17 protein-coding genes are annotated in these 19,258 nt (G+C 53.4%); 11 read left to right on the top strand and 6 right to left on the bottom strand.

Annotated elements, in window-relative coordinates:
- The first annotated feature begins 2 nt into the window (after nucleotides 1-2).
- Both ompR and envZ read left to right on the top strand, forming a co-directional pair.
- Nucleotides 3-722, top strand: a complete 720-nt coding sequence (ompR, locus tag OGY09_RS10105; protein WP_001157751.1) for an osmolarity response regulator transcription factor OmpR — start codon at nucleotides 3-5, stop codon at nucleotides 720-722.
- Entirely contained in the window at nucleotides 719-2,071 is a 1,353-nt protein-coding gene (envZ, locus tag OGY09_RS10110) for a two-component system sensor histidine kinase EnvZ (RefSeq protein ID WP_032945222.1), read from the top strand. The genes ompR and envZ overlap by 4 nt, the downstream gene beginning before the upstream one ends.
- Nucleotides 2,072-2,145: 74 nt before the next feature.
- Here envZ and pckA read toward each other — a convergent pair whose 3' ends face one another.
- A complete protein-coding gene (gene pckA / locus OGY09_RS10115; RefSeq protein ID WP_003023529.1) occupies nucleotides 2,146-3,768 on the bottom strand; it encodes a phosphoenolpyruvate carboxykinase (ATP) in 1,623 nt (540 codons plus the stop codon).
- 378 nt (nucleotides 3,769-4,146) lie between these two features.
- Here pckA and OGY09_RS10120 point away from each other — a divergent pair, with 378 nt between their 5' ends.
- Nucleotides 4,147-5,865, top strand: a complete 1,719-nt coding sequence (locus OGY09_RS10120; protein ID WP_032945220.1) for a DUF4153 domain-containing protein — start codon at nucleotides 4,147-4,149, stop codon at nucleotides 5,863-5,865.
- Nucleotides 5,866-5,974: 109 nt separating this feature from the next.
- Here the strand turns inward: OGY09_RS10120 and hslO are convergent, their stop codons facing one another.
- The 4 genes from hslO to igaA form a co-directional block, all read right to left on the bottom strand.
- Nucleotides 5,975-6,853, bottom strand: a complete 879-nt coding sequence (hslO, locus tag OGY09_RS10125; RefSeq protein ID WP_003023531.1) for an Hsp33 family molecular chaperone HslO — start codon at nucleotides 6,851-6,853, stop codon at nucleotides 5,975-5,977.
- A 24-nt stretch (nucleotides 6,854-6,877) separates the two neighbouring features.
- Entirely contained in the window at nucleotides 6,878-7,279 is a 402-nt protein-coding gene (gene hslR, locus OGY09_RS10130) for a ribosome-associated heat shock protein Hsp15 (RefSeq protein ID WP_003837900.1), read from the bottom strand.
- A gap of 10 nt (nucleotides 7,280-7,289) precedes the next feature.
- Nucleotides 7,290-7,958 (bottom strand): GMP/IMP nucleotidase, encoded by a 669-nt coding sequence (gene yrfG / locus OGY09_RS10135; protein WP_003023533.1) that lies wholly within the window; start codon nucleotides 7,956-7,958, stop codon nucleotides 7,290-7,292.
- A gap of 62 nt (nucleotides 7,959-8,020) precedes the next feature.
- Nucleotides 8,021-10,156: an intracellular growth attenuator protein IgaA gene (gene igaA, locus OGY09_RS10140; protein ID WP_032945218.1), complete on the bottom strand. Its 2,136-nt coding sequence runs from the start codon at nucleotides 10,154-10,156 to the stop codon at nucleotides 8,021-8,023.
- A gap of 322 nt (nucleotides 10,157-10,478) precedes the next feature.
- Here igaA and nudE point away from each other — a divergent pair, with 322 nt between their 5' ends.
- Nucleotides 10,479-11,039 carry an ADP compounds hydrolase NudE gene (gene nudE / locus OGY09_RS10145; protein WP_032945217.1) on the top strand — a complete coding sequence of 187 codons (561 nt, stop codon included), beginning with the start codon at nucleotides 10,479-10,481 and terminating at the stop codon, nucleotides 11,037-11,039.
- 105 nt (nucleotides 11,040-11,144) lie between these two features.
- Here the strand turns inward: nudE and mrcA are convergent, their stop codons facing one another.
- Nucleotides 11,145-13,697: a peptidoglycan glycosyltransferase/peptidoglycan DD-transpeptidase MrcA gene (gene mrcA / locus OGY09_RS10150; RefSeq protein WP_003827669.1), complete on the bottom strand. Its 2,553-nt coding sequence runs from the start codon at nucleotides 13,695-13,697 to the stop codon at nucleotides 11,145-11,147.
- 120 nt (nucleotides 13,698-13,817) lie between these two features.
- Between mrcA and OGY09_RS10155 the strand changes: the two genes are divergently transcribed.
- The 7 genes from OGY09_RS10155 to aroB all read left to right on the top strand — a co-directional run bounded on the left by OGY09_RS10155 (nucleotide 13,818) and on the right by aroB (nucleotide 19,200).
- Entirely contained in the window at nucleotides 13,818-14,600 is a 783-nt protein-coding gene (locus OGY09_RS10155) for a type IV pilus biogenesis protein PilM (RefSeq protein WP_032945215.1), read from the top strand.
- Entirely contained in the window at nucleotides 14,597-15,136 is a 540-nt protein-coding gene (locus tag OGY09_RS10160; RefSeq protein WP_032945213.1) for a PilN domain-containing protein, read from the top strand. Before OGY09_RS10155 ends, OGY09_RS10160 begins: the two co-directional genes overlap by 4 nt.
- The gene (locus OGY09_RS10165) at nucleotides 15,120-15,575 is read left to right on the top strand and encodes a HofO family protein (protein WP_032945211.1); all 456 of its coding nucleotides are present in this window, start codon (nucleotides 15,120-15,122) and stop codon (nucleotides 15,573-15,575) included. Before OGY09_RS10160 ends, OGY09_RS10165 begins: the two co-directional genes overlap by 17 nt.
- Nucleotides 15,565-15,978, top strand: coding sequence for a HofP DNA utilization family protein (locus OGY09_RS10170; RefSeq protein WP_032945209.1), 414 nt, complete (start codon nucleotides 15,565-15,567; stop codon nucleotides 15,976-15,978). Before OGY09_RS10165 ends, OGY09_RS10170 begins: the two co-directional genes overlap by 11 nt.
- Complete coding sequence (hofQ, locus tag OGY09_RS10175; RefSeq protein ID WP_071992579.1) at nucleotides 15,881-17,128, top strand: DNA uptake porin HofQ; 1,248 nt, start codon at nucleotides 15,881-15,883, stop codon at nucleotides 17,126-17,128. Before OGY09_RS10170 ends, hofQ begins: the two co-directional genes overlap by 98 nt.
- A 404-nt stretch (nucleotides 17,129-17,532) precedes the next feature.
- Nucleotides 17,533-18,054 (top strand): shikimate kinase AroK, encoded by a 522-nt coding sequence (gene aroK / locus OGY09_RS10180; protein ID WP_003023552.1) that lies wholly within the window; start codon nucleotides 17,533-17,535, stop codon nucleotides 18,052-18,054.
- A 57-nt stretch (nucleotides 18,055-18,111) separates the two neighbouring features.
- Nucleotides 18,112-19,200 (top strand): 3-dehydroquinate synthase, encoded by a 1,089-nt coding sequence (gene aroB, locus OGY09_RS10185; protein ID WP_003827681.1) that lies wholly within the window; start codon nucleotides 18,112-18,114, stop codon nucleotides 19,198-19,200.
- Nucleotides 19,201-19,258: the final 58 nt, after the last annotated feature.

The raw sequence follows: 19,258 nt of genomic DNA on the forward strand, positions 1-19,258 counted from the left end.
CAATGCAAGAGAACTATAAGATTCTGGTGGTCGATGACGACATGCGCTTGCGTGCGCTTCTGGAGCGTTATCTGACCGAGCAGGGCTTCCAGGTTCGAAGCGTCGCAAACGCTGAGCAGATGGATCGTCTGCTGACCCGTGAGTCCTTTCACCTGATGGTGCTGGATTTAATGCTGCCGGGAGAAGATGGCCTGTCTATTTGCCGTCGCCTGCGCAGCCAGAGCAACCCGATGCCGATCATTATGGTCACAGCGAAGGGTGAAGAAGTTGACCGTATCGTAGGGCTGGAAATCGGTGCCGACGATTACATCCCGAAACCGTTTAACCCGCGTGAGCTGCTGGCACGTATTCGTGCAGTCCTGCGTCGTCAGGCGAATGAACTGCCGGGCGCACCTTCTCAGGAAGAAGCGGTTATCGCTTTTGGTAAGTTCAAACTGAACCTCGGTACGCGTGAAATGTTCCGTGAAGATGAGCCGATGCCGCTCACCAGCGGGGAATTTGCGGTACTGAAAGCGCTGGTAAGCCACCCGCGTGAGCCGCTGTCCCGCGACAAGCTGATGAACCTCGCCCGTGGTCGTGAATATTCCGCGATGGAACGTTCTATCGACGTCCAGATCTCCCGTCTGCGGCGCATGGTGGAAGAAGATCCGGCTCATCCACGCTACATTCAGACCGTATGGGGTTTGGGCTACGTCTTTGTTCCGGACGGTTCTAAAGCATGAGGCGAATGCGCTTCTCACCACGAAGTTCGTTTGCCCGCACGTTATTGCTCATCGTCACCTTGCTGTTTGCCAGCCTGGTGACGACATACCTGGTAGTGCTGAACTTCGCGATTCTGCCGAGCCTCCAGCAGTTTAATAAGGTCCTGGCGTACGAAGTTCGTATGCTGATGACCGATAAACTGCAGCTGGAGGACGGTACGCAACTGGTGGTGCCGCCCGCATTCCGCCGGGAAATTTATCGTGAGCTGGGTATTTCTCTCTATTCCAACGAGGCCGCTGAAGAGGCCGGACTGCGTTGGGCGCAACACTATGAATTCTTAAGCCATCAGATGGCGCAGCAGTTGGGTGGCCCAACGGAAGTCCGCGTTGAGGTAAACAAAAGCTCGCCGGTCGTGTGGCTGAAAACCTGGCTGTCGCCCAATATCTGGGTACGCGTGCCGCTTACGGAAATTCATCAGGGCGATTTTTCACCACTGTTCCGCTATACGCTGGCGATTATGCTGCTGGCTATCGGTGGGGCGTGGCTGTTTATCCGTATCCAGAACCGGCCATTGGTGGATCTTGAACATGCGGCGCTGCAGGTGGGGAAAGGTATCATTCCGCCGCCGTTGCGTGAGTATGGCGCTTCAGAGGTGCGCTCCGTAACCCGAGCCTTTAACCATATGGCCGCGGGCGTGAAGCAGCTGGCCGATGACCGTACGCTGTTAATGGCGGGCGTGAGCCACGATTTACGTACCCCGCTGACGCGTATTCGTCTGGCGACGGAAATGATGGGCGAAGAGGACGGTTATCTTGCGGAGTCCATCAATAAGGACATCGAAGAGTGTAACGCCATCATCGAGCAGTTCATCGATTACCTGCGTACCGGTCAGGAGATGCCAATGGAGATGGCAGATCTGAACTCGGTGCTGGGTGAAGTGGTGGCGGCAGAAAGCGGCTACGAACGTGAAATCGAAACTGCGCTGCTGCCGGGCTGCATTCAGGTGAAGATGCACCCGCTGTCGATCAAGCGTGCGGTTGCCAATATGGTGGTTAATGCCGCCCGCTACGGCAACGGCTGGATTAAGGTCAGTAGCGGAATGGAGCAGCATCGCGCCTGGTTCCAGGTAGAAGATGATGGTCCGGGCATCAAGCCGGAGCAGCGTAAGCACCTGTTCCAGCCGTTTGTCCGCGGCGACAGCGCGCGCAGTACCAGCGGCACGGGCCTGGGGCTGGCGATTGTGCAGCGTATTATTGATAACCATAACGGTATGCTGGAGATTGGTACCAGTGAACGCGGTGGATTGTCGATTCGTGCATGGCTTCCGGTTCCCTTCACTCGCGCACCGGGCAACACGAAAGACGCATAACAAAGGGAGGCAAAATGCCTCCCTTTTTGTTGCTGTAGGCCGGATAAGGCGAAACCGCCATCCGGCACTTTTCGTTACAGCTTCGGTCCGGCGCTAACCAGCGCTTCACCTGCAGGGGTGTCGGTATATTTCTCGAAGTTCTCGATAAACAGTTTCGCCAGTGCATTGGCTTTTTCCTGCCACTGCTCCGGAGATGCGTAGGTATTACGCGGATCGAGAATGCGAGTGTCCACACCCGGCAGCTCGGTCGGGATAGCCAGGTCAAACATCGGCAGACGGAACGTTTCCGCGTCATCCAGCGAACCGTTCAGGATGGCGTCGATAATCGCACGGGTATCTTTGATAGAGATACGCTTGCCGGTACCGTTCCAGCCTGTGTTAACCAGATACGCCTGTGCACCTGCCGCCTGCATACGTTTCACCAGCACTTCTGCGTACTGCGTTGGGTGCAGAGACAGGAATGCTGCGCCGAAGCAGGCAGAGAAGGTTGGGGTCGGTTCGGTGACGCCGCGTTCGGTACCGGCCAGTTTGGCGGTGAAGCCAGACAGGAAGTGGTACTGCGTTTGGTCTGCCGTCAGGCGAGAAACCGGCGGCAGCACGCCAAATGCGTCGGCGGTCAGGAAGATTACTTTGGTAGCATGGCCCGCTTTTGACACCGGCTTAACGATATTATCGATGTGATAAATCGGGTAGGAAACGCGGGTGTTCTCAGTTTTTGAACCATCATCGAAATCGATGGAACCATCTTCGCGCACGGTGACGTTTTCCAGCAGCGCGTCACGACGGATCGCGTTGTAGATTTCCGGCTCAGCATCTTTAGACAGTTTGATGGTCTTCGCATAGCAACCGCCTTCGAAGTTAAACACGCCGTCGTCATCCCAGCCGTGTTCGTCATCGCCAATCAGGCGACGTTTCGGGTCGGTGGACAGCGTGGTTTTACCGGTGCCGGACAGGCCAAAGAAGACTGCCACATCGCCTTTTTCCCCAACGTTTGCCGAGCAGTGCATGGAGGCAATGCCTTTCAGCGGCAGCAGGTAGTTCATTACGGAGAACATACCTTTCTTCATTTCGCCGCCGTACCAGGTACCGCCAATCAACTGGATACGCTCAGTCAGGTTGAAAGCCACGAAGTTTTCGGAGTTCAGCCCCTGCTCTTTCCACTGCGGGTTGGTGCATTTAGCGCCGTTCATCACGATGAAATCAGGTTTGAAATCAACCAGCTCTTCGTCGCTTGGGCGGATGAACATGTTTTTGACAAAATGCGCCTGCCAGGCAACTTCGGTAATGAAGCGCACGGAAAGACGGGTATCGGCGTTAGCGCCGCAGAAAGCATCAATGATAAACAGGCGCTTGCCGGAAAGTTGCTGGGTGACTAATCCTTTCAGATGCTGCCAGGTTTCCGGGGAGAGCGGTTTGTTGTCGTTCTTACCTTTACCTTTGTCGGACCACCACAGCGTGTCGCGCGTGGTGTCGTCACGGACAATGTACTTATCCTTTGGCGAACGTCCGGTAAAGATACCGGTATCAACGGCAACGGCGCCCAGATTCGTTAACACACCACGTTCATAACCTTCCAGGTTTGGATCAAGTTCTTCCTGGAAAAGCGTGTCGTAGTCTGGATTGTAAACGATATCCTGAACGTCATTGATACCATAAGCCTTGAGATCTTGCGGGGTTAAACTGTTGTTCACACGCATTTCACTGCTCCTTAGCCAATATGTATTACCTGGAATAGTAAGGTTTTTTAGGGATTGTTAACCGCGACAAGGCTCATAGATTTACGCATCCGGGAAAATCACGGGCGACCGAATGCGCTGCGACTCCTGTCACAAAGAGGCAGATATTATGGCAGGAAACCCTTTTTTGTTGTGGAAAATGTTCTTAAAACGTTAATGGAGAGTGTTTTTGGCGGGAATCTTGTGAGTGTAATCGCATTCACGTAAGAAATGAATGTGGGCTATACATAAACAATATCGATTCACTTCCCGTCGTCGTGGTCTGAAATCGCTCTATCAATGCTCAAAATTGTGAAGTTGATGCGATAATTAGCTTTTCCCTTCATTCTGGATACTGACATGGATAGTGCTGAAATTTCACGTACGACGCGTTGGGGCATGATATTCATCGGCCTGTTGCAGGGGACATTATGCTATCTGCTGATGACATATCTGGCGCCCCATAATGACGGCTGGCTGTTCTATGGCATGCCTGCGACGATTGCGATCACCTCGGCACTTTTGCTTACTGTTGTTTCTTTCAAACAACGCGCGCTGTGGTACTGGATGGCGCTGATCTTTGTTGTGGTGCTGGCGATGAGCGTCTGGCTAAAGTGGCAAGTCGAGGACAGTGATAAGTGGCGGCAACATGAAGTTTTTATGTTCTACGGTTGGCGCTTACTGCTGATGGCGATGCTTGCTTTGCCCTGGATTCAGTACTCGCTTCATGTCTCTCGTGAGCAGGCGCGCTACCCGCATTTTTATCGGCAATTGTGGCTTAATGCGTTGACGTTGCTGATTGTCTTTGTCGCCAACGGTTTGTTCTGGCTGGTGCTCCTGCTATGGAGCGAGATGTTTAAGCTGGTCGGTATTCCCTTCTTCAGCACGCTCTTCTTTGATACCGACTGGTTTGGCTATGTGGCCTTTGGTCTGATTACCGCACTGGCAGTGTTACTGGCCCGAACACAGTCGCGTCTGGTCACGGCGGTACAAAAATTACTGACGTTTATCGCCACCGGTCTGTTACCTCTGGTCGCGCTGTTGGCGCTGATGTTCATACTGACCTTACCCTTCACCGGGCTGGAGGCTATTTCGCAACGCGTGTCTGCGGCTGGGTTGATGTCAACGCTGACGCTGCTCCTGTTGCTGTTGATGGCTATCGTGCGTGAACCGCAAAAAGAGGCGTTACCCTATCCTGGCGCGTTACGCTATCTGATCAAATGCTCTCTGATTGTCGCGCCCATCTATATGCTGATTGCCGGTTGGTCACTGTGGGTGCGAATACAGCAGTACGGTTGGACGCCTGAGCGTTTGTATGGCGTGCTGGTGGTCGTGGTGCTGCTGGTATGGTCGTTTGGCTATCTGGCCAGCATTTTGCGCCGTGGGCGCAATCCGCTTGAACTTCAGGGGCCGGCCATTCTTGGCGTTTCGTTGCTGGCGTTGGGGCTGTTGGTTCTGCTGTCATCGCCGGTTATTGATGCCTGGCGCATCAGCGTTAACAGCCATATGGGGCTATATCACAGCGGGAAAATTAAACCGGATCAAGTCAGCCTGTATATGCTGGATCACAGCGGAAAACCGGGGCGCGCAGCGTTGGAAGCATTACAAAAAGATGTGGCGTTTAATCAAGACAGTAAACGCAGACGCGACTTGAATTCTCTGCTGCAAGGGCGCCGGGATCCGGTTAAAGAGCTAACCGCAACACAGTTAGTATCGAAGGTTGTGATGGCTCCGGGGAGCCAGAAGCCAGACGATGCGTTCTGGGCGTTTGTCAAAACACAGGGGTATCGCATCACCTCTTGTGCTGAGCAGAATGCGTGCGTACTGGTGAGTCAGGACCTCAATGCGGATGGTCATCCTGAGCAGGTGTTATATGCCTTTGGCGATGGGGAGAGTCTGGTCTTCGGCATGCAAAAAAACAAATGGGATTTGTTAGCTGTTGCCAAGCTACCTGAAGGATTCACTAAGGATAAATTGCTGCAGGCGGTGGCGAATCAGCAACTGGGCTCAGCCCCCAGAATCTGGCGGGATATCACTATTGATGGCAAAAGACTGCCGATGACTTATTACACCGAATGAGTGTGTTGCCGACATCGTTTTTGCCGGATGGCAGCGCGAACGTCTTATCAGGCCTACGACAGATTTTCCGTAGGCCTGATAAGCGCCGTGCCATCAGGCAAGACAGTGATTAATGCACCTGGGGATCGGCAGGGGAGGCATTACTGCGGATCTCAGCAATATCCATGGCGTTAAACAGATAGTGACTACCGCAGTAATCGCAGTGCATATCGATCTCGCCTTCTTCCGCCAGAATGCTGTCCACTTCTTCGTCCGGCAACGTTTTCAGTGCGCCTGCGCAGCGTTCGCGTGAACAGGTGCATTTGAACTCAACGTCCTGCGGATCGTAGAGAGTAACCTCTTCTTCGTGGTACAGGCGCCACAGCACTTCGTTGGCCGGCAGCGTCAGCAGCTCTTCGGCTTTGATGGTTTCGGTCAGGGCGGTCAGGTGATCGAAATCATCTGCCTGCGCGTTTTGCGCCGGCATTACCTGCAGCAGCATTCCGCCAGCAGCGGGTTTGCCATCAACGTCGCCAGTGCGGATGAACAGGCGTGTCGGCAGCTGTTCAGAACGCATGAAGTAATCTTCCAGACACGCTGCCAGCGTGTCACCTTCCAGACCGACCACGCCTTGATAACGCTCGCCTTCTTCCGGGGTAATGGTGATCACCAGGTAACCGTTGCCCACCAGCGTTTTCAGATCGGCATCTTCAGGAATATCACCCTGCATGCGGGCCACACCGCGCATCTGCTGATTGTTGTTGCCGTTGATGACGGCCAGGCTCAGCGGACCATCACCCTGCAACTGCACAGTGATATCACCGGCAAATTTCAGCGTGGCGGTGAGCAGGCTGGTGGCAACCAGCAGCTCAGCCAGCACGTTTTTGACCGGCTGCGGGTAAGTATGATTTTCGAGGATCTGTTGCAGGGTTTCCGAAACGGTCACCAGCTCGCCGCGCACGGCAAAGTTTTCAAACAGATAACGATGTAATTGGTCATGTTGCGGCATAATCATCTCTCTTGCAGGTGACAGTCACTCGCTGTCGCCGTGTTTAAATCGTAACAGGTCGCGGCGCTCTTTCTTGTCCGGTCGTCTGTCCGGGTGCGGCATGGTTAACGCGTTAAGTTTACGCGCCAGCGCCATTTTTTCGCGTTTTTCCACGCTTTCCGCGGTTTCTTCATACAGCGTAACGGCTTCCGTTGCCGGGCGACGCTGCTCGGTAATGGCCTTGATAATGACCGTTCGTTCGTCATTTCCCTGGCGAAGGGTGAGGGTGGCGTTCAGCTCGACAATCTTGCTTGGCTTACTGCGCTGGCCGTTGTAGTGCACCTTACCGCCTTCAACCATTTCGCGGGCTAGCGCACGCGTTTTGTAAAAGCGTGCAGCCCACAGCCATTTATCCAGCCTGACTTCAGCAGAGGGCTTTTCTTTCATGGCGTCTCCTTCACATCAGTGAGGGGATCAGTCGGCGGTAGTCATTCAGTGACGGATGGCGTGCGTACTGTTTTTCGGCGATGCCGGAGTCGGGATTGGTCACGCCGAGGCAGTAACGAATACCGTACAGAGCAGCGGCGTCGAGAATGGGTTCGCTGTCGTCAATAAACAGCGTCTTCTCTGCACTCATTCCCGTTTCTTCAGCCACAGCGTGCCATAACCGCTGATCCTCTTTGGGATAACCAAATGTGTGGGTGGAAAGTAATAAATCAAGGTGTGAGGCCAGACCGGTATGCTCAAGCTTCACCGCCAGATTATGCGGATGCGCGTTGGTGAGCAGAATACGGCGTTTGCCGCTGGCTTTTAAGGCATCAAGAAACGGTACGGTATCTTCGCGCAAAACGGCGCGCGGTCCCTGTTCCGTGGTCATGGCGCAAATATCCAGATCCAGGCACTCGCTCCAGTAATCAAGGCAATACCAGTTTAGCGTATGCTGCACGGCATGATACTGCTGACGAATATAGTCCTGAGCTTCCTGAGGAGAGATACCCTGCTTCGCGCCATAGGTTTCCGGTACCAGTTTTTGCCAGAAATAGTTATCGAATGCCAGGTCGAGCAGCGTGCCGTCCATATCTAACAACACGGTGTCGACATCCTGCCAGGCAATATTGATATGCATGGAAACTCCCCAGAAGAAAACATGATGCGCGACAGGGTAGCATATCCTGTCGCGCGAGCGTGTTATCGAATCAGGCTTTCCGGGTTATCAATCAGTGTTGGATTGAGGCAACTTTCGTAGTAGCTCTGAATTTCCGCGATGCGGGTGCGGTGACGCTGGTAGCGTCTGAATGCCTGTATGCTGTTGTAGATAGCGCATCCGAGCATGGAGAACATCAGCAGCGTCGTGCCAAGGTAGCGCCATAAACCTGAGCGGTCCGGGATACGGTGCAGTCCAATGTGCTGGGTGCCATTGGCGTCAGTCGAAATATTGGTGACGATCCCCTCCGCGCGAAACGGCGTCTGCATTAGCATCTGTGCCAGGCGCTGGAAGGCGTTCCACTGTTCCTGGGGAGGATAGTCATATAGCGAGGTCGTCGGCCACGGCTGATCGACCAGATCGCTGCCTTCATCACTGATAATCAGGAAACCGCCAGGGGCAGGGCTATTCAGCGCCTGGGCTGCTCGCGCAGTCTCGCGTGAAATAAACGGTGCCGTAGAGGTATTTACCAGATTATCCAGTGACTCTGCGCTTACCGGACGCAGCAGCACGTTCACGCCATCCAGTTTGCCTGCGTTTGCCCGTTTCACCAGCGCGGCCCAGTCTTTACTGTTACCGAGGTTAACCAGCGCATTTTTTAAGCGCACACATTCATCTTTGGCTGCACACAGATCGGCCGTTTTCAGGACAATCTCACCAAAATCGTCCAGTAATACCATGCCGGACTTTTGGATTGCTGAGCGTAGCGATGCGCTGACGCGAGAGTCATCGTCAGGTTTGGGATGCAGCTGACGGCTCACGGCCTGCGTGAGCGCGGTAGCCTTATTCACCAGGTCAGACTCAGGCAGCGGCAATGCGCGCGCGTCATTCCAGATAATTTGCGAGCAATCGAAAGGCATAAACGGCGTGGCAGGCTGCGCATTCCAGCTTCCTTGGGTATGAATGTTACACATACCCGTACCACTCAGGTGCAGCGTGTCACCCACGCGAACGCCCGCGTTTTCGAGCTGTTTAACGCTGGTGGCTTCGATAGTTTGCGCGCCCTTCATCCAGGAGAGCGTGACCTTTATCGGCATATCCAGCGGGATCCAAAACAGCAGCATCAGCAGTACCAGCAACGAGCCGCCTGCGATGACGGCGTTGCGCAGCCAGTGCTGTAACGGGAAGTTTTTCACTTCATCGTGCAGAGATAAAAAACGCCCCTGGCGGGCAACGTGGCGATCGAGATAAATATCGATATCCGTTTGCTGGCCAAGGTCTTGGGCGATGTAAGGTTGCCAGTGAGGTGGGTAGATCAGATCAATAATACCCAGCGAGATATTATTAATTTGTTCCTGGTCGTTTTCGCCAAATAACCCCCAGCGACGTGGCGTACCGCGCAGACAATGAATTTCCCGCAGGGCGCTTTTGGACGGCGGGGCGAACAATCCCCACAGACCCGCAGCTAACAGCAACACCGCGCCACCAACTGCCCACGGAACAAACGTGTTCGGGATAACCAAACAGAAAAAGAACAGCAGGAATGAGGCGGTTATCAACAACGCCTCGCGCAATCCCGAAGGGCGGCTGAGCGCATATTCTTCATGGGTTTCCTGGCGAATATTCAGCAGTTCAATCTGCTCACTTTCTTCACCACGAATGGACGCCTGGGTAGAAGCGGTGTGCTGTAACGCATAACCACGCGCTTCCTGCATATATTCCTGCAGCGTATGGCCGTTCAACGAGATAACCAGCGGTATCGTATTGGTGTGGATTATCTCAACGCTGTTTTCGTCGTTGATGTATTGTTCCCAGAAAGGGGGAAGATGTACCTCAACGGAATCAAGATAGTAGCGCCATTTGTTAGGATCGTCGGTGGTAATGCCGTAACGTGTAATCGAACGAGTAAGCACGATGACGCTATTACTTTGGGCATTCAACGTTAATGAGACCGGTGCAGCACTGGCTCCCGTGGGACCGGGTACTTGCTGAATTTGACTAAGGCTTTCGAGATAGTTTTCGACTGCGCTGCGTTCTTCAGGTGTGAGTTTACGTTTCGAGGCGTCTGAGAAGACGCTGCTCAAGGGTAAATTTTTCTGCCTGGATTTTGATTTGAGTAGCCATCCTGCAAGCAATGAGCAGGCCAGCAAAGCAGCTAAAAAAATCAGAATGGTGCTCATGCTTTCCCCATCTTACTTAGTCTGTCAGGCGTGGTCAGTCGCACCCTGTTCAATATTCGTGATTCTGTGGTTGGCTATCGGCAAGTGTGGAGTCGAACTTGAGCATCTTTAAGTACAGCCCAGTAAATGCGAATCATAGCAAAATCACCAAAAATGGAATATCAGCAAATTCCTGGAGTTATTTCAACCTATTGACTTTTAATTTGAAATAGGGATTAACTTTTAGTACGTTACATAAATGTAAATAAACGGCAATTCACATTGCCGAAACCGTGCGGTATATCGCACAATAACCCCAGATTTCACAGCAAAGATCCTCACAATGAGCAAATCATTACAGAAACCCACGATTTTGAAAGTGGAAACCGTCGCCCAATCCCGGCTGTTTAAGGTCGAAAGCGTGGACCTTGAGTTCAGCAATGGCGTACGCCGCGTTTATGAACGTATGCGTCCATCCACGCGTGAAGCGGTAATGATTGTGCCGATTGTTGACGACCATCTGATCCTTATTCGCGAATACGCGGTCGGGACCGAGTCCTACGAACTGGGTTTTTCCAAGGGATTAATCGATCCTGGCGAAAGCGTGTTTGAGGCGGCGAATCGGGAGCTGAAAGAAGAGGTGGGGTTTGGCGCAAAAGATCTGACGTTTTTAAAGAAACTCAGCATGGCGCCATCTTATTTCTCCAGCAAGATGAACATCGTGGTGGCAGAGGACTTATATCCTGAATCGCTGGAGGGTGATGAACCTGAGCCATTACCGCAGGTGCGCTGGCCGCTGGCGCATTTGATAGACCTGCTGGAAGACCCTGATTTTCACGAAGCGCGTAATGTCAGTGCGCTGTTCCTCGTACGCGAATGGCTGAAAGGGCAGGGACGGCTTTAATTACGATTGCCAACTGATACCTTATCCAGCCTACAAAATTCCGGAAGATCAAATAATTGTACCGAAATTGTAGGCCGGATAAGCGAAGCGCCATCCGGCAATCGATCAGAACAGTTCGTGTGTCTCACCATTATCAATAATGGTTGTTCCCACCTCATGCACCGCCTGTTGCGTCGGCTGAGTGCCTTCAATGAAGTACTCTGCGCGGCTATTGCCACCGCTCGCCAGTTGTCCTGTGCTGCGATCGATATTGACCGTCACGATACCCGGCGGTGGCGTCAGTGGCTGTTCAGGCACACCTTCCAGCACGGATTTCATGTAAGCATCCCATGCAGGCTGCGCACTCTTCGCACCGCCTTCGTAGCCGGAGATTTGGTCTTTGATCGCGCCGGAAGCCGTTGTATGACCAAGGTTGCGGCGATGGTCATCAAAGCCGATCCATACCGACGTTACTACCCCTGGTCCGTAACCGGAGAACCACGCATCTTTAGAGCTGTTGGTGGTCCCGGTTTTCCCGCCGATATCATGACGCTGTAAATCGCGACCTGCTCGCCAACCGGTTCCCATCCAGCCTGGTTCACCAAAGATATTGGTGTTCAGCGCGCTTTTAATCAGGAAGGCCAGCGGCGTGTTGATCACGTGCGGAGCGTACTCTTGTGTTCCGCTTTGCGCGACCAGTGCCTGGTTCGCCTGCTCAAGCTGCGGCATAGGCACGGCGGCATTCTGCTGTTCCTGCGAGACGGCGACATCTTCTACGTTACTGTTTTCCAGCACGTTAGATTTCTGGGTATCGCCGTAAATCACCGGAATATCGCATTCCGGGCAGGCAATTTTCGGCTTCGCTTCGAAGATAACGCCGCCCATATCGCTTTCTATCTTACTGATGAAATACGGATCGACCAGGAAGCCGCCGTTAGACATCACCGCGTAACCACGCGCCACCTGCAACGGCGTGAACGAAGCCGAACCCAGCGCCAGTGACTCGGTATGCACAATGTTCTGTGCCGGGAAACCGAAACGTTGCAGATACTCTGCCGCGTAATCCACGCCCATGGCGCGCATGGCGCGTACCATCACCACGTTTTTCGACTGACCCAGCCCCTGACGTAAGCGGATAGGACCGGCGTACTGCGGCGGGGAGTTCTTCGGCTGCCAGTCGGAACCAGCACCGGCATCCCAGCGGGAGATTGGCACGTCGTTGAGCATGCTCGCCAGCGTCAGACCTTTATCCATTGCGGCGGTATACAGGAATGGCTTGATGTTGGAGCCCACCTGGCGTAACGCCTGGGTTGCACGGTTAAACTTGCTCTGGTTGAAGTCAAAACCACCAACCAGCGCCAGCACCGCGCCGTTTTGCGGATTGATGGAGACCAGGGCGGAGTTGACGTCCGGCACTTGCGCCAGCCACCAGGCATCTCCCACCTGGCGTACCCAGATTTGCTGGCCAGTCTGTACTACGTCAGTCACTTTACGCGGCGTTGGGCCTTGTTGAGTATCCGAACGGTAAGGACGCGCCCAGCGCATACCATCCATCCGTAATGACACTGATGTACCATCCGCCAGCGCGGCAATGGCTTCCTGTGGATTGGCGCTGGTAACAACCGCCGGCAGCAGGGGGCCATAAGTCGGTAGCGCTTTCAGCGTATCGGTAATTTTCTTGCTGTCCCAACTGCTTTCGCCCACTTTCCACAGCACGTTCGACGGGCCGCGGTAGCCGTGGCGCATGTCGTAATCCATCACGTTGTTACGTACTGCCTGCTGAGCTGCCTGCTGTACTTTGCGCGTAATGGTGGTGGTGATGCGATACCCGTCTTCATAGGCTTTCTCGCCATAACGGTTATACATCTCCTGGCGCACCATCTCAGACAGATACGGTGCAGAGAAAGCGATTTCCGGCGCGTGGTAGTTAGCGTCAATGGCCTCGCCGCGCGCCTGATCGTACTGGGCTTGCGTGATGTAGTTTTCGCTCAACATACGCGACAGTACAACGTTACGTCGCGCGGTTGCACGGTCCATCGAATAGAGCGGGTTGAAGGTTGACGGCGCTTTTGGCAGACCAGCAATCACCGCAATTTCACTTAAGCTGAGTTGATCCACCGTCTTACCAAAATAGACCTGCGCGGCAGCACCCACGCCATAGGCGCGATACCCCAGATAGATCTTGTTCAGATACAGTTCGAGGATCTCATCTTTACTCAGCAGTTGTTCAATGCGGATCGCCAGGAACACTTCTTTGATCTTACGCATCAGCGTACGTTCCGGGCTCAGGAAGAAGTTTCTCGCCAACTGTTGGGTAATGGTACTCGCCCCTTGCGACGCGTGACCAGAGAACAATGCGACGCTGGCCGCACGGAAGATCCCCACCGGGTCTACCCCATGGTGCTCATAAAAGCGGCTGTCTTCTGTGGCGATAAAGGCTTTAACCATTACCGGCGGCATCTGATCCAGCGTGACCGGGATTCGACGTTTCTCGCCATATTGCGCGATTAGCTCGCCGTCAGCGCTGTAAACCTGCATCGGGATCTGTAAACGCACATCTTTGAGCGTCGCGACATCAGGCAATTGCGGCTCAATATAGCGATAGAGGCCATAAATCGAGCCTGCTCCCAGCAGGATGCAACATACTGCAAGGATTAATAAATACTTTACGAACTTCACTGGAGATTTCCCATTTAGTGGCATTTGGGCAGTTTATAAACAAACGCGCGGTAGTATAAAGGCAAGCCAGACGCATTGATATACCCGTTAAAGCGACGGGTGATAAGGAGATCATTAGCAATGGCTTTCAATATCTGGAAAATTGGTCTGCATATTCAGCAACATGAAGCGCTGGCTGTCGCTATCGTTCGCGAAGCATCAGGTTGGTATCTGCAACGCTGGTGGCGTATACCGCTGACGCCTCAGGTTATCGTCGATGGCCACATTCGCGAGCCTGAACAGCTGGTCACCGCGCTACTGCCGTGGAGCCGGGAGCTCCCTCGCCGACACCATATTCATCTCTCTTTTCCCGCCAACAGGACGTTACAAAAAAAGTTTCCTCGTCCGACAATGACGTTACGCGAGCCAGAGCAAACCGCATGGTTGTCCGGTTCGATGGCGCGTGAACTCGATATGGCGCCGGATGCGCTGCATTTTGATTATAGCGAAGACACGTTGAGCCCGGCATTTAACGTCACTGCTGCGCAAAGCAAAGAGATTTCAGCGCTTCTGACGCTTATCCAAACCCTGAAGGTGCAGGTTACGGCGATTACACCGGATGCCAGCGCGTTACAGCGATTTATTCCCTTCTTGCCAGAGCATCAGCAGTGTCTGGTATGGCGTGATGACGCCCAGTGGTTATGGGCGACCCGTTCGGCATGGGGACGTAAATCAACGAGCGATATTGGCAGTATCGATGAGCTTGCCACGACATTATCTCTGCCCACGACAGCCATTGCGCAATGCTCCCCTGGCGGCTTCGACCCTTTGAGCGCCGTGTCTGTACGCCAGCCGCCCATTCCAACGCAAAGCCATCACTTCGCCATTGCGCTGGGACTCGCTATGGGAGGCGCGTACCGATGATAGCGACCATTAATCTTCTGCCCTGGCGTCAGACTCGGCGTTACGCTTGCCTGCGCTTCTGGGGCATCTTATTTAGCGCTTCGCTACTGCTTAGTATTGGCGTGTTGTTGCGCTATTACAGCGTGTTGAGTGTAGAAAATCGGGCTGAATTGTTGCTGGCAGATGCCGAAAAGACGCGTGTCGAGGCCTTAATGGCGCTAAAGACGCGTATGCAGCAGCGCCAGCAACGATGGCAACAGGTGCAGGCACGGAACAAACAGCGTGAGCAGACCCGAAGCTGGCAGTCGGTTTTGCAAGAGCTGGCGGAATTACTGCCTGAGCAGGCGTGGTTAACAAAAATGACCTGGCAGCAGGACACGCTGGAACTGACGGGAAACACGTTGAACTTTGCCGCGCTGAAGACTCTGGAAACGCAATTACGCCAGCAGCCATTATTTCAGTTGAGCAGCCCCGGTGAAACGCAGCAGGATGCGCAGGGACGCTGGCAATTCCACTATCGACTGACACGGAGCGGTGCGCATGATAACGCTCTGTGATGTCTGGTTAGCGCAGTCGCCGCGCTTTCGACTCATCTGCTGGTGCGGCTGGATGTTGGGGCTACTCATACTGGTGACGTTATGTCTTTATCCCGTAGCGCGGGAGCGGACGATGCAACGCGAGACGCTGGTCCAGCAACGGGCAGCTATTCAGATGCAATGGCGAGATGTCTATCTGTTAGCGGCATCACCAGCAGAGCCGGAAGAGAAACTGACCCTGTTCTCTCCACTACTGTTTCAGACTTCACTTACTCGTCTTATCCACTGGCAACCCTCTGCGCAAGGCGGAGAGATGGCGCTGATATCGGCCTGGGATGCTATCCCGCAGACGTTTGTCCAGTTGGCGGATCAGGGGATGAACGTCAGCCGATTTTCGCTTAGCGCAGAAGACACGGAGCTGCTGCTAACGCTACAGCTGGAGCGCCTGAATGACGGTTGAACGCTGGCTGTTGGCATGTATGAGCGTACTGATGCTCACCGGTATGCGTAATCCCTTCCTGCCGCCGGAGGACCGCTGCCAAATTGCTGAGCTGTCGACATGGCGCTTTCAGGGCATGGTGAGCCAGGGCACGCGACCTATCGGCATTGTTCAGGATAGCCAGAAAAAATGGCGGCGGGTTAAGCCAAATGACGTCCTGAAAAACGATTGGACGATTACGCAGATAACGGCCCAGAACATAACCCTCGGCACAGAAAAAAACTGCGAACCGCCGCGGTGGCAGTGGCAACGACAAGGAGCGGTAAATGAAGCGATGGATAGCGTGGATAGTAATAGCGCTGGCGGTCGGGATAACGAGCGCACTGGCGACGAAACCGCAAAACGTGACGCTGGTGGTCGATGATGTGCCGGTTACGCAAGTATTGCAGGCGCTGGCTGAACAGGAACAGAAAAACCTGGTGGTTTCGCCAGATGTCAGCGGTGTGCTGTCGCTGCATTTGACGGATGTCCCCTGGAAGCAGGCATTGCAGACGGTGGTAAAAAGTGCCGGACTGGTATTACGCCAGGAGGGAAACATCCTGCATGTACATTCTGTTCAATGGCAGAGTGAAAATGCGGCCCGCCAGGACAATGAACAGGCGCGGATTCAGGCCAGTATGCCGCTGGAGCAGCGCAGCATTATTTTGCACTATGCCGATGCTGCCGAGCTGGCAAAAGCAGGAGAAAAGCTGCTCAGTGCCAAAGGAAGCATGACGGTGGATAAACGGACCAACCGCTTACTGCTGCGTGATAATAGCGTTGCGCTTAACACCCTGGAAAAGTGGGTATCGGAAATGGATTTGCCGGTTGCCCAGGTCGAACTGGCGGCGCATATCGTGACTATTAATGAAAAAAGTTTGCGCGAGCTGGGGGTGAAGTGGTCGCTGGCTGACGCACAACAATCGGGGGCGGTTGGGAATGTCACGACGCTCGCCAGCGACCTTTCTGTAGCCACCGCCACATCCCGTGTGGGATTTAATATTGGCCGCATTAACGGTCGTTTACTGGAACTGGAGTTGTCTGCGCTGGAGCAAAAACAGCAGTTGGATATCATCGCCAGCCCACGATTACTGGCATCTCACCTGCAACCTGCCAGTATTAAGCAGGGCAGTGAGATCCCTTATCAGGTCTCCAGCGGTGAAAGCGGTGCGACATCCGTCGAGTTCAAGGAAGCGGTACTGGGGATGGAGGTAACACCAACGGTGTTGCAGAAAGGGAGAATCAGGCTGAAACTGCATATCAGCCAGAATGTTCCCGGACAGGTTCTACAGCAGGCAGATGGCGAAGTGCTGGCTATCGACAAGCAGGAGATTGAAACTCAGGTCGAGGTAAAAAGCGGCGAGACGATTGCGCTTGGCGGGATTTTTTCACATAAGAATAAATCCGCAGCCGACAGCGTGCCGCTATTAGGCGACATTCCCTGGCTTGGCTCTCTTTTTCGCCATGATGGTAAAGAAGACGAACGGCGCGAATTAGTGGTCTTTATTACGCCCAGACTGGTTTCAACGGAATAACTTATGCATGAAAAGCCGTTGTTTTTGCACTGAACACGTTTCAGGGATTTGACGTGAGGGTGTATTTAGCATACAAGGAGTACCGATTTGAGCGTCGGTACTTTTCTTTACTTATGCGGCAGTGAATACGCTTTGCCTTTCCGGTGGTGTGCCATAGGCTTATTGGGTGTCATTTGACTGCGCGATACGTCGCCAGGTCTGATGTTTGCAGGGTAGCATGCCTGCCACGACCAGAAATGCGTTAGGTTTGGTGATTTATTCAGTTGCCAAACCCGCTTGAGTATTGAGATAATTTTCAGTCTGACTCTCGCAATATCTTATGAGGTTTCAGTTCATGTCCTGCTGCGCTGGGTGTCTGCGAAGCGGGTTTACCATTAACGAATAGTCTTAGTAGTACCGAAAAAATGGCAGAGAAACGCAATATCTTTCTGGTTGGGCCTATGGGTGCCGGAAAAAGCACTATTGGGCGCCAGTTAGCTCAACAACTCAATATGGAATTTTACGATTCTGATCAAGAGATTGAGAAACGAACCGGAGCTGATGTGGGCTGGGTCTTCGATGTAGAAGGTGAAGACGGCTTCCGTGATCGCGAAGAAAAAGTCATCAACGAGTTGACGGAAAAACAGGGTATTGTGCTGGCAACTGGCGGTGGCTCTGTAAAATCACGTGAAACACGTAACCGTCTTTCCGCGCGTGGCGTCGTGGTCTATCTTGAAACGACAATTGAAAAACAACTTGCACGTACTCAACGTGACAAGAAACGCCCGCTGCTGCAGGTAGAATCACCGCCTCGTGAAGTTCTGGAAGCGTTGGCTGACGAACGCAATCCTCTGTACGAAGAGATTGCTGACGTGACCATTCGCACCGACGATCAGAGCGCAAAAGTCGTAGCAAACCAGATTATTCATATGTTGGAAAGCAACTAATTCTGGCTGAATACACACTCGTCTGCGGGTACAAGTAACTAAGGTGGATGTCGCGTAATGGAGAGGATCACAGTCACTCTCGGGGAACGTAGTTACCCTATCACCATCGCGGCTGGTTTGTTCAATGAGCCAGCTTCATTCTTACCGCTGAAATCGGGCGATCAGGTTATGTTGGTGACCAACGAAACCCTGGCTCCCCTTTATCTCGATAAGGTTCGCGGCGTACTTGAACAGGCGGGTGTTAACGTTGATAGCGTTATCCTTCCCGATGGCGAGCAGTATAAAAGCCTGACGGTTCTGGATACGGTTTTCACCGCGTTACTGCAAAAACCGCATGGTCGTGATACCACGTTAGTTGCCCTTGGCGGCGGCGTGATTGGCGATCTGACCGGTTTTGCGGCAGCCAGCTATCAACGTGGTGTTCGTTTTATTCAAGTCCCGACAACTCTGTTGTCGCAGGTCGACTCCTCCGTTGGCGGCAAAACCGCCGTAAACCATCCCCTCGGTAAAAACATGATTGGCGCGTTTTACCAACCGGCCTCCGTGGTGGTGGATCTCGATTGTCTGAAAACGCTTCCTGCGCGTGAGCTGGCATCGGGGCTGGCGGAAGTGATCAAATACGGCATCATTCTTGACGGTGAATTTTTCAGCTGGCTGGAAGACAATCTGGATGCGTTACTGCGTCTGGATGGTCCGGCAATGGCGTACTGTATCCGTCGTTGTTGTGAGCTGAAAGCAGAAGTTGTCGCAGCAGACGAGCGTGAAATGGGCTTACGTGCTTTACTGAATCTGGGACACACCTTTGGCCATGCGATCGAAGCTGAAATGGGTTATGGCAATTGGTTACATGGTGAAGCAGTCGCAGCAGGTATGGTAATGGCTGCCCGTACGTCAGAACGTTTGGGTCAGTTCACCTCCGCTGATACGCAGCGCATCATTACGCTGTTACAGCGAGCTGGCTTACCGGTGAATGGGCCGCGTGAAATGTCCACCGAGGCTTATCTGCCGCACATGCTGCGAGATAAAAAAGTGTTAGCGGGAGAGATTCGTTTGGTGCTTCCGCGAGCGATAGGGAAGAGTGAAGTGCGCGGCGGAGTGTCGCACGAGGTGGTTCTTAACGCTATTGCTGATTGCCAGCAGGCGTAACAACAAGAAAGGTCAGGCTTACGTTGCGAAACGTAGGTCTTTTAGCTTCAGGTTATGT

The organism is Citrobacter sp. Cpo071, from assembly GCF_030332765.1.
Lineage (GTDB): Bacteria > Pseudomonadota > Gammaproteobacteria > Enterobacterales > Enterobacteriaceae > Citrobacter > Citrobacter portucalensis.

Bases quoted from the DNA above. Each gene is read 5' to 3' on its own strand.
- yrfG (WP_003023533.1), bottom strand. From the start codon at position 7,958: ATGCATATCAATATTGCCTGGCAGGATGTCGACACCGTGTTGTTAGAT.
- ompR (WP_001157751.1), top strand. From the start codon at position 3: ATGCAAGAGAACTATAAGATTCTGGTGGTCGATGACGACATGCGCTTG.
- OGY09_RS10165 (WP_032945211.1), top strand. From the start codon at position 15,120: ATGATAACGCTCTGTGATGTCTGGTTAGCGCAGTCGCCGCGCTTTCGA.
- igaA (WP_032945218.1), bottom strand. From the start codon at position 10,156: ATGAGCACCATTCTGATTTTTTTAGCTGCTTTGCTGGCCTGCTCATTG.
- OGY09_RS10160 (WP_032945213.1), top strand. From the start codon at position 14,597: ATGATAGCGACCATTAATCTTCTGCCCTGGCGTCAGACTCGGCGTTAC.
- hslO (WP_003023531.1), bottom strand. From the start codon at position 6,853: ATGCCGCAACATGACCAATTACATCGTTATCTGTTTGAAAACTTTGCC.
- nudE (WP_032945217.1), top strand. From the start codon at position 10,479: ATGAGCAAATCATTACAGAAACCCACGATTTTGAAAGTGGAAACCGTC.
- hofQ (WP_071992579.1), top strand. From the start codon at position 15,881: ATGAAGCGATGGATAGCGTGGATAGTAATAGCGCTGGCGGTCGGGATA.
- OGY09_RS10170 (WP_032945209.1), top strand. From the start codon at position 15,565: ATGACGGTTGAACGCTGGCTGTTGGCATGTATGAGCGTACTGATGCTC.
- aroB (WP_003827681.1), top strand. From the start codon at position 18,112: ATGGAGAGGATCACAGTCACTCTCGGGGAACGTAGTTACCCTATCACC.
- pckA (WP_003023529.1), bottom strand. From the start codon at position 3,768: ATGCGTGTGAACAACAGTTTAACCCCGCAAGATCTCAAGGCTTATGGT.
- OGY09_RS10120 (WP_032945220.1), top strand. From the start codon at position 4,147: ATGGATAGTGCTGAAATTTCACGTACGACGCGTTGGGGCATGATATTC.
- envZ (WP_032945222.1), top strand. From the start codon at position 719: ATGAGGCGAATGCGCTTCTCACCACGAAGTTCGTTTGCCCGCACGTTA.
- hslR (WP_003837900.1), bottom strand. From the start codon at position 7,279: ATGAAAGAAAAGCCCTCTGCTGAAGTCAGGCTGGATAAATGGCTGTGG.
- OGY09_RS10155 (WP_032945215.1), top strand. From the start codon at position 13,818: ATGGCTTTCAATATCTGGAAAATTGGTCTGCATATTCAGCAACATGAA.
- aroK (WP_003023552.1), top strand. From the start codon at position 17,533: ATGGCAGAGAAACGCAATATCTTTCTGGTTGGGCCTATGGGTGCCGGA.